We start from the raw sequence: 12,861 nt of genomic DNA on the forward strand, positions 1-12,861 counted from the left end.
TTAGGTGTCACTTTATAAATACTAACATATCATCAATGGGTTAAGCGATTGTTTGTATGATGTTAACGGGAAATATTGATGTTACTAGAGTCGTATTAAGAGTGCTTGGCTCGGTTCTCGCCAATATGTAGTTATTGAGTAGATTTTAAGCACTTTATAAAGACGTTGCTGATCAAATCAGATTCATAGCACATCTAAGCTAGTCTGTATCTCAATCAATTTCTAACAGGCATACCTAGCCCGATAATTTTGTTAATGGCCTTAACATTAGCCAACGCTTCATCGACTCGGCATTATAACTCCTCAAATTCAACATCCCACTAGTTAACCCTTTGTATCGAGACATTGCTATTTCGGATATTGAGTGATAGTGATAGTCAGAATTTACTTTCCATTGAGCTAATTAATTTACTTAGTCGAAGCTAAACACATAGTCACTTTTAACCTAAGTAACACTAGAGGTAACACCTTAAAGATCTACTATATAATCTATCCTTTTTAATCAACTGGATAGATTATATAGTAGAGTCCAGTAGTGGCACCAAATTCGTTCTTTATGAACAAGCAAAAAAGCCCACCTAGCGTGGGCTTTTTTGTGCCTGTAATTCCTATCTTTATTAAATGTTCAATTTTTCCATGATGAACGATTCTAAGAATTAAGCTTACGACCTCTAATTGTTATTTTGCCATTGTTGCCGTTAATCAAGCGAAAGCGGGCGATCTTCATCACAATTACTAATACTTATCTAATGCTAAATCGTCATATGCAACCAAACCAGATATTATCGAGTGAGATTGATATACGAGTTGACTTATGTCGGTAAACACTTCTTATTACAACGAAAACGCGGTCCAGCTTGCAAAGCAATATGATTCTTTGGAATTTGAAAATGTCCACCGTGCGTGGCATGTGTATTGGCCTTGCGGTGTTACAAGGATACTTGATGTCGGTGCTGGCTCAGGCCGAGATACGAGGTGGTTTGTTGAACAAGGTTGCTCAGTGGTAGCCGTTGAACCAGCAAGCGAACTTCGACAGTTAGGGATCTTAAACTCCTCGACTCAAGTTCAGTGGTTAGACGACGCTCTGCCTGCTTTAAGCAAAGTCAGAAAACTGTGTATTCAGTACGATTTGATTTTACTTTCAGCGGTATGGATGCATTTAAATTTGTCGGTTCGAAAAGAGTCGATTGCTGTATTGTCTGAACTCCTTTCCGAGAATGGAAGACTAGTGATCACATTGCGTCATGGAGGTTTTAATGATGGCCGCAGCGCTTACCGTGTTTCAGTCGAACAATTAGAAAGGTTAAGTGAAGCTGTAGGGCTGATAGTCTGTCACGTTGCCGAAGACACTGACTCATTGAAGAGAACCGATATATCTTGGGAAACTGTAGTGTTAGAACATGCAAGATCTAACAAAAGCAAGGGTCGATAATGGCATTAGAGTACTACTTAGATCGTTTTCAAAATCTAAAAATGAACAATGCTGGTGGCAAAAAAAGTCCTCATAAAGTCTGTATGTTGTTGGCTGTTATGGATCTAATTCAAGCCGGGCATATTTCGACCAATAAGATCTGCCTTAACCAAGCCCTTAAAGAACGGTTTACTCATCACTTTGACAACCTAACTCAGGGGGCTGACAAAAATACCCCAGAAACCCCTTTCTTCCATTTGAGAAGTGAAGGCTTTTGGCACCTTTTCTTCAATGACGGTTATGACAATACATCAACCAGTCGTTATTCAGTAAAGGCGGTCTCGCACGCATATATTGACGATGAGCTATTTAGCTACATGAAAAGCTATATCGTTTCTAACGAACTAAAAGGTGCTTTAGTTTCTAATCTATCTGATCTAGCGACGTTATATCATCAGTGGTTGATTGATATTGGTAAATCTGGAAAAACCGCGAAGAACTACCTTGGAGCCATAAGAGGCTCGATATCTAATTGGTTGATGGATGTTGGCGAGCTTGAAGCACCGCTTACTGATATCAATTCGTATCGTGAGTTTGTTCGTTATGAAGAAAAAGCTAAAAAATTGGAACAGTTTCAAATTCGTGATTCTAGGGGGAATGGGATGTACAGCGCTGCTTTGTCTCATTACCACAAGTTTTTAGCTGACTTATCTCAAGTTGATGTGAATGCAGATATTAAACAAGTTATGACTGATAACACTCTGTCTGAGACTGAAAAGACTATTTTGGTCAATACAAGGGTAGGGCAGGGTCACTTTAGATCAAAACTAATTCAGATGTGGGGTGGTTGCGCTATTACGGGGTATCGAAATACACAGCTGTTAATGGCTTCACACATTAAACCTTGGCGAGACTCTAGCAACGAAGAACGACTAGATAGATTTAATGGTTTACTGCTTCTTGCCAACCTAGATAAAGCGTTTGATCTAGGTTTTATCTCCTTTGATGATCACGGAAAGGTAATCATTTCAAGCTACTTGGAGTCTCCGGATGTGATCGGTTTAAAGGAAGATATGGCATTTAGAATCATGCCGGATCACAGACCATACCTTCGTTATCATCGAGGCGAGTTATTTAAGGGGCGATAATTGATTGCCTCAGGTTTACCATTGGCTTAGAAGACCAAGTATGGCCTTAGTTCCTCAATGTTTTTTAAGATGATCTGTTGCCCCTTTGGGTTTGAATCTAACACATTGATATCGATATTATATGCGTCTATAACGTAACGAGCTAAAGCGGCATTAGTGTTTATCTGTAGAGAATGGTTTTCCATACCATAATCATTGGCAACAACTGCTGCTTGAGCACTAGTTAATCGAGGATCTGGTTTTAATTCAATAGAAAGCTTAGTACTCCAACGTATATCATTTGATTTTTCATAAGCTGCTTTACCATTTAAGTCAGGAATACCCCTAATTCGACTCAGTACAAAATCGCGATAGTCAGCAGAGTGCTCGCAATAAGCTCGAACATGCCAGCGTAGAGGGGTGCAAACCAGAGTATGGGGCGATATTATCCTATCTACTTCTTCACCATTTGTTAGTGATGTGTAGCTTATATCGACACGTTTTTTTTCTCTGATTGCCTGAGCTAATGGTCGTAAAATTTCAGGTGCGATGTTACGCGTCACCGGACGGACCATTGTTGTATTTTCAAAGCCCATATCAAGACCATCAAAAGTAACTGCCATATCTTCAGTGCGTGATAAAACATGTAAGTATTCGTCAGCATGACCACGTGTAAGCTTTGGGCTAAAGAAATTGCTGGGCTTATAACCCTTTAGCTGTTTGTCGTATATAAGGTTGCTAGGAGCAATATCGGCTAGATAAGTTTTTATGTCTTTTGAAGCTTGTTGTCTTCCGATGCCAAAATTTTGAATAAGATGACTCGTATTCAATCGACCTTCCCACAACGCAATAATCTCAATCATGCGATAACGAGATAGTAAATCCCACCTAATTGGCCATTTACTCATCGAGCACCTCCTGCCTAGTTATGCTACGTGTATATGTATTCAGTATTTACCCGTAGCTAGTGACGTCATATTATTTTTAGAGCAAATAGTAGTCAACAGGTACGGGGGATAACTTCGCCAATATATCGACCTGGTTCGCAATACTCTTTATTGTTTTGTGGAATATTTGACATTATCTACATGATTAAACTGGATTTACTTAAATGAAACTTAATCAATATCTCAATAAAATTTCACAGGGAGGCTCGATAAACCTCGTTCGTTTTATCGAATGCTTACCATATTCTGATGTGAATGAGTGGCGTAAAACCTATAGCGCGACACGTGTTCGCGGTGGCTATAAGTTGGTAATTGTTAATGAAGATCGGCATAACGCACTTTATGAGGAAGTTCCAAGCGATAGAGTTAGTGCGTCTAACATGGGGAGATCTCATGACTTTCCAAGTAATTTTTCCCATATCTTAGTTTTAAATCATCTGATTAAATCTCAGGTTCCTTTTGTTGTTGTCTCTGATGTTAATGGGTTCAAAACGGAAGGAAAGCTTATTGGGAAAAGGGCTGTTCTTATAGAAAATATCGAGAATTTCTATCGTTACCAAGAATTTTTAGAATTTATCGGACACTCTGGCTTAGCTGATAATTGTGACATTATTTTTGGTTCTGGTAATCAAATATGTCATCACATGAATCGAAAGTTCCTTTCCTGTTATGAGGTGCTTTATTGTGCTCAAGATGTCGAACTCGGTGGTTTAACAATATACAAAACTCTCAAATCCTCGCTTCCCCAATGCGATTGGTTAGCGCCAGATAATTGGGACATCTTCAGAAACAAATTTAAGTTAAAGCCAAAACATAATACTCACCTTGTTAAAGCAATACAGCTCGCTCGTGAGCTTCAATTGAATACTGAAGCAGATCTCATGAACCAAACTCGCGCTTTCTTAGAGCAAGAAGCTCTGTTACCAGAATTATCACAGGACTAACTCATGTTTAATAATGCAATCGATAACCTTTTGATAAGCATATCTCGTCTTGTAACCGTAGATTCCGCGGGGGTTGCTATCGCCGAAATTGACTTGCGAGAAGGAGGGATACTCATTGGCGGCGGGAATATTGGTAAAACCTCAATCCTCAATGCAATAAGGTTATTTCTATTACCTGAAGAAAACTTCAAAGACTCAGCCCGAAAGTTTGGTTTTTCAGATAAAGAGGGCAAGTTTTACACTAACGATGAGAGCTTCGAGCATTATTTTCCAAGTAGTACGAGCTTTCTGATTTTGGAGTGTAATAACTACTTAGGCGGTCCCTTACCTCATTGTCAGATTCTCTATCGAGGAAACTCAGATAAACTGGATTACCGCAGAATGTTTACCGCTTTACGCTATGAACAAATTCGTCACCTATTTTGGGACTCAAGTGTTGGAGAGGATGGAATCGGTGGGCGAGTAGAAGATCTGAGTGTCAGCAAAATTCAATCCTTCCTCAAACGAGAGGATAAGCATTATAAGACTCTTATGCGCTCAGCAGCGATTAAAGAGGTGATTTATGCGAACCGGTTGTTAGACATTGATGCAATGCGCTATTGCCTATTCCCACTGAGTACGACGAATGATACTGATGTAGATGCCTTTCGAGCATTAGTTCGTTTGTTGTTTGATATGAAAACGGGCTCCGATACCGTCCGTTTAGCAGTCGCTAATATTATTGAGTCACAGAAAAAAGAGCGTAAAGATGAGCTTAACTTTGATATTGATGCCTTTATTGGGCATAACGAGTCACTGGCACGTAGAGAAGAGCTGCTCAAAAGCATAGAAAGTTTAAGGCCTGATTTTGAAGTCCTTTCAGATAGCCACCAAGAACTAACGAAAAATAGAAATGCTGACGATGAGTTAATGCAGTACGCCATGATGACGCAAAATCGTATTGGTAAAGAAAGTAAAGAACTTGCGTTGGAAGAAGCTCAGTTGAGCCTGATGGAAGGTAAAGTGCGTTCAGCTAACAAAAATTGTGGCGATATAACCAATGAACAGAAAAGTTTAGAGGGCGAGGGAAAGGTTCTACTTCGTCAGCAGGCAAAGTTAGATGGTTTAGTGAATAAAACTCAGCTAGTAGTGAATCAATACGATGAGTCAGAATCCCTCGAAATGATTGTATCAGGTCATAGAGAGCACTTAGCTGGCAAAGAAAAAGAGCTGGAACTTAAACAGAGTGCTGAGCAACGACAGATTGAACTACAAGATCTTAATCAAGAGATAACAAAGTTTGAAGTGATGGAACGTAGCTACCAAGCTTCAGTGAGTAAGCAGGAATTTAAGCTATTTAAGCAGTTATCAGAATCTACCTGGTTGAAACTCGCTGCAATGAATTCTGTTGTAGCAGAGGCAAACCCAGAGCGTGAGCTGACCTCTTCAGAGCGACAAGCAATAGAATCTTTTGCTGAGTTAGTAGAAATTGATGAGCATGGTTATGACCTATTCGGTGTAAAGCTGGAAGCGACTTCTGTAGATAATCGAGAATCAGATCAAATCAGGCTGGATAAAGTCCGATTAGAGCTTGATAAAAATCGAAGACGTGCAGCAGAAATTAGTGCGATGGATAATGAAAGCCGATTTGAGCGAATTAAAGCCATCACAGCGCTTGAAACCGAAATTAAGCGAACTAAGGTGGAAATCGAATTGCTACTGGCTTTTAGCAACAACGCACAGCAGCTTCATAGTGTAAATGAAGAACTTGAGCAAATAGAAAACAAAGCACAGAACTTTAAACGTCAACTTGAAAGTCAGAAATTAGTACTAGCTCAAGATAAGAAAGCATTTGAAATGCAAAAGACTAAAGTAGGCCAGATGAATTCAGACCTAGCGAAACTAGGTAGCTATCAAATTCGAGTTAAGGCAGAGCTTGAAGCTCATACTTTACCGACCACTGATTTCTCAGTATTACCCGATAATGAATTAGAGCTCAATCAAGAAAACTTGATAGCCCGGATTAAAAATATACAAAATAAACGACAAGCTAAAATTGATATTGTTGAAAGAGTCCAAAGCTTTGTGCGAAATCAAGTGCTTGAGAACGATGATAAACTAATGAGTTCTCACATAGACGACGAGTTGCTAGAGCATGCATTCCAACAGCTCAAGTCTCGCTATCAAGGGTTGGATGAAGAGTTTGATATTCTACGGAAAAACTTTGTTGAGCATAAGCATTCCGTTCACGCCATTATTAATGAGTTAAAGAACAATCGAGAAATGGTCCTACTGTTTGAACAGAGTATTAATCGCGCCTTTGAGGGGGTGACGATTAATGATTTAGCGGAAGTCGAGGCAAAGATTAAGGTCGAAGCAAGATTTAGTGATTTAGTGGGTGAAATAGAGCACTTAGATACCCATTCGGATCAAAAAGCTTCGAATCAATTTATTGAACGCCTTAAAGCCTTTAGTAAGAAATTTTTCCCGGATGGAAAGGCAGCTTTATTAACGATGGAGCAGATTGTATCTGGTATAGCTTATCGAGTGAAAAAGCAGGGACAAACAGGTTGGGAGAGCAAATCACAATCCACTTCGACCCTTATGCTCATCAACATCAAACTTGTTGAGATTCTACTTGGAAGGTTGAGAAATAGCGCTTGTACGACTCAGTTTCCTTTGATTATTGATGAAGGTGCTTCTGTTGATAGCTCTCAGTTTGATTGGCTGTTGCCTAATATGAAGAAAGCTGGTTTTAGGGTATTGAGCGCTTCTACTAATTCAGCGTCCAGTGAAATAATTTTTAAATTCGGGCAGCACTTCCGGTTAGACGCTATGCGAACCGCAACGCCTTACAGTTCAGCACGGACCATTGCATTTACTGGTATGCCCGATAGTTTTGTTACCCAAGGTAGTGTATTGGATAGAGAGCAGCTTGATATGTTTGGAGATGCTGATGAGTGAGCAACGGCTTCTAACGATTCCGACTTTTTCCATCATGCTTGAGCATCACACAATCATGCGTGACATCATCCGAGAAATGGATGAAACGAGTGAGCCTTATATACGTGAAGCGACGTTTATTGCTCGGTTACATCGTTATATTCAAGGACAAAGTAGAGATAAACAGAAACAGTTACGGACAGCTTTTTCGACCGAGAACTTACTTGCTTCGCATATTTTGGTTGATAAAGATGAATTTGGTGGTGAAAGCCGGCTAATCTTTGAACGTTCCGTTATTGGTGTATTTAGGCTATTTGATCGCAGTCTGTTTCAAGACTTAACCGACGTGGCATTAAAAATCCAACTCGGCGGGATACGTTTGCTACTGACTAAACTTCAAGCAAGTACATTACTGTTTTGCGATGAGAACCTGGATTTTAAAGAGCTGATAGACCAGCTCTTTCACAGCCTAAGTGAATTGCTAAATAGTATCCGCTTGAACTTAGTTAAAATGCAGATGATTAACCAAGAGCTGAGTGAAGCGAGTGAACTAGCAGCAAAATCAGATAGCCCACAAGTCTTCTCTGTGTTGCAGCGAGAATCCATTGAAAAGATATCGCTTCTTTTATCACGGCATATTTTACCGACTCGGCAGTTTCTTGATGAAAAAAGCCGCCTGAAAGATGGCCCCAACTTATTTGAGTGCTTGCAAAGCTTGCGCAGTCTGTTTGAACACCATCAAGATCATCAACGTTCTACTGCGATGCTAAGGTACGAAGTAAGCTTTAACAGTTTTCACAAACAGATCAGTAAAGTGTCTCAATCGGTAGACCAGTTTTTGGCCCGATCCAAGAAGCGTCTTCAACAGTTTAATGCCATTGAAACGGCATTTGGTGATTTAGTCAAAGAGCTAGATGCAACAAAGCACAACCTAAAGCGCAGCCAGATTGATGGACAATTTGCCCGTGATAACGGGGCATTTATGGGCTTAATGCAGCAAGCAAGACCCAAAGTTCTTCGAATCAGTAGTTCAGAAGCCTACCTCAACAACGTAGTGAGTGATATAGATGCGCGAGTCGCGGATAAAGGTCTGCTAGAGCAGAACCGTTATGTGGAGTTAGTTAGTATTAAAGATGATTCTACTGAGCGAAGGCTCGCTCGCGCAGAGCAGATCTTGGAATTGGTGAAACAGATGAAAATGTCGGAATATCAAAACCTTACACTTTCACTGCATCGGCGTCTAAAAGGTCAACTGGTTGACTATCATTTTGTTGATCTGTTGGAAGGGCTCAATTTCCTATTACGCAGTGACGCGATGCTTGATGGACACATACTTAAAATGACTAATTACCGTCAACGTATCGCCCAAAGCGACACTATTTATCTATACCGTAAAATTCGAACAGAGCGAGTACCTCAACAATGACTCCATTTTCTCAAATCAACATGATTAAAAGCCAACAGATATACGCTACTTTCGTCAGTGGTAAAGTGATCACCAAGCAGGGTTATGACCTTTACCAGCAAAGTTTTATAGAAAGCGTTCTCTATACTGAGCTATACAATAACCTTGACCACTTTACGCAGCTTTATCTGCATATTGGCTTCACTCTTAATTTCAATGTAGAAGGGGAGTTTTTCTATATCAGCCGTAGTGAAGCAGAAGAAGACGCAGACACTAATGCCACCAAAATTCAGGCAATGTTATTAATTATTGCCCGTTACTGGGTGGATAAAGGTTTTGATCTAGACGATCTAACCACGCCGGTTCTTGGGCTCGGGCGTACGGCACTAGAAGAGATTGCAGAGCAAACCATCTATGACGATATTCGACAGGCGCTTGGAATCGAAACTTGGGAAAAGGCCATAAATTATCTTGCAGATCGAAACTTTGTCTACCCTTGCGGTGATAAACATTACGTTCTAAGTTCAGCCGGAATGCACTTTTTGAACTTACATGTCGAGAAATACTCAGAAGATCAGTAAGAGTGTCAATTCGAAGTTTGAGAGGTTTTATTTCTAATCATCTACCAGGCGTTTGTGAATCCATTCCTTATGAACAAGTAAAAAAGCCCACCTGCCGTGGGCTTTTGGTGTCCGTAAGTTTATGTTTTAAAGGTTCTTAATTGATCCAAAGTGCAATAGCCACTTAAAATCCATTCGGGTTGTCAATAACGTATAGCCAACCTCCATCTATATACTTCATCACTTCGAGAGCGGTTCCTTTGGGGCCTCCAACTATCTCCCAATTAGACCTTATGAGAGCCGTATTACCGTTAATATGGATAGACACATCATGGGTTAGCATTTCAACGTCACCTTGAAAGTAACTTTTCAATATAGGCTTGATAGCCTTTGGTCCTCTAGCAAGGTTACCCTGAGCATCCAAGACGAATATGGCGTCTTCATGGAACAGAGTGCCTAGTCCGTCTATGTCTTGTTTTGAAAAGTATTCCGCGAAAAGTTGGTGCAGTTCTGTTGGCGACTGCGGTTTTTTGTAATCTGTTGATGCGTAAGAATAGAAAGTTATTAAGTTTAAAACTACGAATAGAAGTATCTTCATGGAACCACCTGCTTGTTTGTGTTTTGGGTTGAAGCCATAATAGATAGGGTGGTTACTAAAAGAAATTAGCTACCTAAAAGTAACTAATTACCTTTAGGTAACTATGCAATTGTTACAACGGATAATCTAAGAGGTGGATATGAGTGAACAGGGTAAGCAACCTGAAGGTTACTGCAATGCTGATAAATATTTGACCTTGATCTCTACGAAGTGGACTGCTCATATCGTTTGGTTATTAGGCCAAACTAACGAGATACGCTTTGGGCAAATTCAAAAGCAGTTGGCTCTGGTGTCTAGTAAAGTACTTAGTGAGAGACTGAAGTTACTCAGCAAAGAAGGTTTCATTTGGCGTAGGCAAGAAGAAACCGTTCCAGTGACGGTATATTACGGTCTGACCAAAAAAGGAAAAGAGCTGGCGGATATTGTTGATATCATCGTGAAAAAATCGGATAGCTGGAATTAGTCTAACGTAATGGTTGTAAAGCTATTCTGATATTCAACGTCATTACTATGGTGGATTTTTCTGTGTGCATGGTTTAGGCGGTTATTTTCGATATTTAGTGATAGACGAGGTCATAGCTTAAATATCGAATACGTTTAACAGGTTAGTTTTATATTTAGTCACAAAAATATGGAATGTTAAATAATGCAAAACAATACCAATGCATATGTTAAATAATGAACATCGGTCTTGGCATTTATATTTCGTATGTTTTGCTTTGGACTTATATTAGGATGAGTCATCGTATTGAAATATCACACTCGAAGCTGAAGCGTGCAATAGAGTGTGATTGTTAGATTTCAACAGAGTATTATTGAGTCAAATCAGCAACAAATGTTTGCTTGTAACTGGCAGTAGTTTGCAACTCTTTTTTGATCCATTGGTTGAACAAGCTAAAGTCAGAGTGTAATTGCCAGAAAAGGGATGCAATAACTCGCTTACCAAAAAAATCAGGGTGGTCTGTAACTACTTTAAGTTTACTATTTTCTACACTTCCCTCTATGAGAAATCCCGGTAAAAAAGCGATACCTTTTTGAGCCTTACATAGATCGATGATGGTTCCTAAGTCATCCAGTCGCCATAAGTTGTACGATGCTATGTTTGACAAGTTAAGCAGCTCTTCACAACCATCCATTAATAGAACTCGTTGTGATGGTGCTTGAGACTTAAAGGTTACCAGGTCTTCATGAGCCACCCACCAACAGTTGACGTGAAATAACTCCTCTATGTTGAAGTCGTAATTTGTCTTGTGATAGGGGTTACCTAAGGCTAAATCTATCTTCCCTTCATTTATATAGTTACCTAACACGAAACTTGGTTTAGTTACGACAAGTAAATCAACGTTAGGGAATGCTTCTGAAAACGCTAATAGTGTTTTCTTTACATTATTATTAAACACTAATGGGTCTATGCCTACCCGATAGACTATCTGATCAGATATATTCATTTGCTGTGCGATCGTGACTAGATCACGATATTTCGATACCACAGGTAAAGATAACTGGAATAGTCGTTTTCCCTTCTCTGTTAGCCAAACTTTAGAGTGTTCTCTATTAAATACATTGAAACCTAAATCGGATTCAAGATTTTGAACAGCCGTGCTAACGGTTGATTGTGACTTGCCAAGCTTGCGAGCAGCAGAGCTAAATGAACCTTCCTCAACTACCGCTATGAACGAAATGATATTTTCGAAATGTAGTTTCATGATTCGACTAACCTTTTGACACAAATAAATTATATTTTTTATGGTTTGTTGATTTGAAGAACAATAGCGTGATGATAATTGTATTTCAACAAGTTTTATAAGGAGTAATAAAACTGGGTAAATTAATTCTTAGATTGGTTCCAAAGCTTATATAAAGTTTAGATAAGTTAAAATATTGACCAATGTCTTACTTTTTCAAGTTTATAAATTTTATTTAATATTGTCTTGTGAAGTTGATTTTATATGTAAATCATTGTTAATTATAGTTTTTGTTTTTAATTCCTTTGTTTTTAATGTGTTTATTTTGATCATTTTTCGTCCGGCCTATTGATTAAGTCGATAGGGGTTATTTTCCATAGATTGGTAACGCTAATTATAATGGCGACGAATTTTCAACAGCCCTTATAGGAAGAACTAATGATTACTAAGCTATACGTTAAAACAAGCATGTTTTTATCACAATTCAAGAACGATGAGCGCGGAGTAACTGCAATTGAATATGGTCTTATTGCAGTAGCAATGGCTGTATTAGTAACTACTGCAGTAGGCGCTGATGGTTTCATTGGCAAACTAGAAGGTGCTTTCGAAGATGTAGCTACCGCTATTGACACTGCAAGCAGCTAACATCAAGCCTTATTGGCTAATGTAGATCATATCGAAAGATATTTGTGCCAGACCTATGTTTTCCATTGGTCTGGCTCAGTTAATTAGGAACATCAATTAAGACATACTTTACGCTAATCCATATAAATCTAGGTGATATTTCTAATTTTGAGTTTTGACGTGTATTTACTGATTTTGGTAATCGTGTGTGTCTATGTATCGGCTACCGATTTTCTCTATCGAAAGATACAAAATCCCACCTTGTTGATATTGCTCTTTTTACAATGTTTTTTGTCACCGTTAGACATTCAAATTATGAGCTTTCTGCTGGTGTTAGGGGGAGGGTTGATTGTTTACGCCCTGATTTGGATTGGAGCTGGCGATATTAAATATGCCGCGGTTCTATCACTTACCATACCTCTCAGTGATTTACTTTGGGCGTTTGTTATGACGGCTTTTGCCGGTGGATTTCTAGCCGTTATTTATCTCGTATACAACAAGCTGATAAGTAAAAGGCTAGTAAGAAAAACGTCGAACAGCCAACAAGGTATTCCATATGGGATAGCGATTAGCGTTGGATTCTACTTGGTAATTTTAACTCAAAACATGCCACATATATAAACCCCCAAGAATGAGAA

The 12,861-nt window shown here is 39.2% G+C and carries 12 protein-coding genes and 1 pseudogene; 9 read left to right on the forward strand and 4 right to left on the reverse strand.

From position 1 onward, the window contains the following. Window positions 1–215: 215 nt before the first annotated feature. Window positions 216–403 (reverse strand): annotated as a pseudogene (locus tag AC3CIA_RS07360) (IS5/IS1182 family transposase); the annotation flags it as partial. Between the two features lie 411 nt (window positions 404–814). Here AC3CIA_RS07360 and AC3CIA_RS07365 point away from each other — a divergent pair. Then, window positions 815–1,432 carry a class I SAM-dependent methyltransferase gene (locus AC3CIA_RS07365; RefSeq protein ID WP_488518795.1) on the forward strand — a complete coding sequence of 206 codons (618 nt, stop codon included), beginning with the start codon at window positions 815–817 and terminating at the stop codon, window positions 1,430–1,432. Further along, window positions 1,432–2,559 carry an HNH endonuclease gene (locus tag AC3CIA_RS07370; protein WP_488518796.1) on the forward strand — a complete coding sequence of 376 codons (1,128 nt, stop codon included), beginning with the start codon at window positions 1,432–1,434 and terminating at the stop codon, window positions 2,557–2,559. Before AC3CIA_RS07365 ends, AC3CIA_RS07370 begins: the two co-directional genes overlap by 1 nt. Before the next feature lie 26 nt (window positions 2,560–2,585). Here AC3CIA_RS07370 and AC3CIA_RS07375 read toward each other — a convergent pair whose 3' ends face one another. Then, window positions 2,586–3,446: a helix-turn-helix transcriptional regulator gene (locus AC3CIA_RS07375; protein WP_488518797.1), complete on the reverse strand. Its 861-nt coding sequence runs from the start codon at window positions 3,444–3,446 to the stop codon at window positions 2,586–2,588. A 203-nt stretch (window positions 3,447–3,649) separates the two neighbouring features. On the opposite strand from AC3CIA_RS07375, the gene AC3CIA_RS07380 reads away from it, so the two are divergent. Genes AC3CIA_RS07380 through AC3CIA_RS07395 form a run of 4 tightly spaced genes read left to right on the forward strand, consistent with a single transcriptional unit; the run spans window position 3,650 to window position 9,337 of the window. Further along, window positions 3,650–4,429 (forward strand): Wadjet anti-phage system protein JetD domain-containing protein, encoded by a 780-nt coding sequence (locus AC3CIA_RS07380; RefSeq protein ID WP_488518798.1) that lies wholly within the window; start codon window positions 3,650–3,652, stop codon window positions 4,427–4,429. A 3-nt stretch (window positions 4,430–4,432) separates the two neighbouring features. After that, a complete protein-coding gene (locus tag AC3CIA_RS07385; RefSeq protein ID WP_488518799.1) occupies window positions 4,433–7,372 on the forward strand; it encodes a coiled-coil domain-containing protein in 2,940 nt (979 codons plus the stop codon). Continuing rightward, on the forward strand, window positions 7,365–8,777 hold the full coding sequence (locus AC3CIA_RS07390; protein WP_488518800.1) for a hypothetical protein: 1,413 nt from the start codon (window positions 7,365–7,367) through the stop codon (window positions 8,775–8,777). The genes AC3CIA_RS07385 and AC3CIA_RS07390 overlap by 8 nt, the downstream gene beginning before the upstream one ends. Then, window positions 8,774–9,337 (forward strand): condensin complex protein MksE, encoded by a 564-nt coding sequence (locus AC3CIA_RS07395; RefSeq protein WP_488518801.1) that lies wholly within the window; start codon window positions 8,774–8,776, stop codon window positions 9,335–9,337. The genes AC3CIA_RS07390 and AC3CIA_RS07395 overlap by 4 nt, the downstream gene beginning before the upstream one ends. A gap of 163 nt (window positions 9,338–9,500) precedes the next feature. On the opposite strand, the gene AC3CIA_RS07400 is transcribed toward AC3CIA_RS07395, so the two are convergent. After that, entirely contained in the window at window positions 9,501–9,914 is a 414-nt protein-coding gene (locus tag AC3CIA_RS07400) for a YybH family protein (RefSeq protein WP_488518802.1), read from the reverse strand. Window positions 9,915–10,053: 139 nt separating this feature from the next. On the opposite strand from AC3CIA_RS07400, the gene AC3CIA_RS07405 reads away from it, so the two are divergent. Beyond that, window positions 10,054–10,377, forward strand: coding sequence for a winged helix-turn-helix transcriptional regulator (locus AC3CIA_RS07405; protein WP_372243871.1), 324 nt, complete (start codon window positions 10,054–10,056; stop codon window positions 10,375–10,377). Window positions 10,378–10,726: 349 nt separating this feature from the next. On the opposite strand, the gene AC3CIA_RS07410 is transcribed toward AC3CIA_RS07405, so the two are convergent. Further along, complete coding sequence (locus AC3CIA_RS07410; protein ID WP_004733957.1) at window positions 10,727–11,620, reverse strand: LysR family transcriptional regulator; 894 nt, start codon at window positions 11,618–11,620, stop codon at window positions 10,727–10,729. 417 nt (window positions 11,621–12,037) lie between these two features. Here AC3CIA_RS07410 and AC3CIA_RS07415 point away from each other — a divergent pair, with 417 nt between their 5' ends. Both AC3CIA_RS07415 and AC3CIA_RS07420 read left to right on the forward strand, forming a co-directional pair. After that, a complete protein-coding gene (locus AC3CIA_RS07415; RefSeq protein ID WP_017080668.1) occupies window positions 12,038–12,244 on the forward strand; it encodes a Flp family type IVb pilin in 207 nt (68 codons plus the stop codon). Between the two features lie 159 nt (window positions 12,245–12,403). Further along, window positions 12,404–12,844: a prepilin peptidase gene (locus tag AC3CIA_RS07420; RefSeq protein ID WP_372243872.1), complete on the forward strand. Its 441-nt coding sequence runs from the start codon at window positions 12,404–12,406 to the stop codon at window positions 12,842–12,844. Window positions 12,845–12,861: the final 17 nt, after the last annotated feature.

It is taken from the genome of Vibrio sp. QJM3NY_27 (assembly GCF_057785955.1).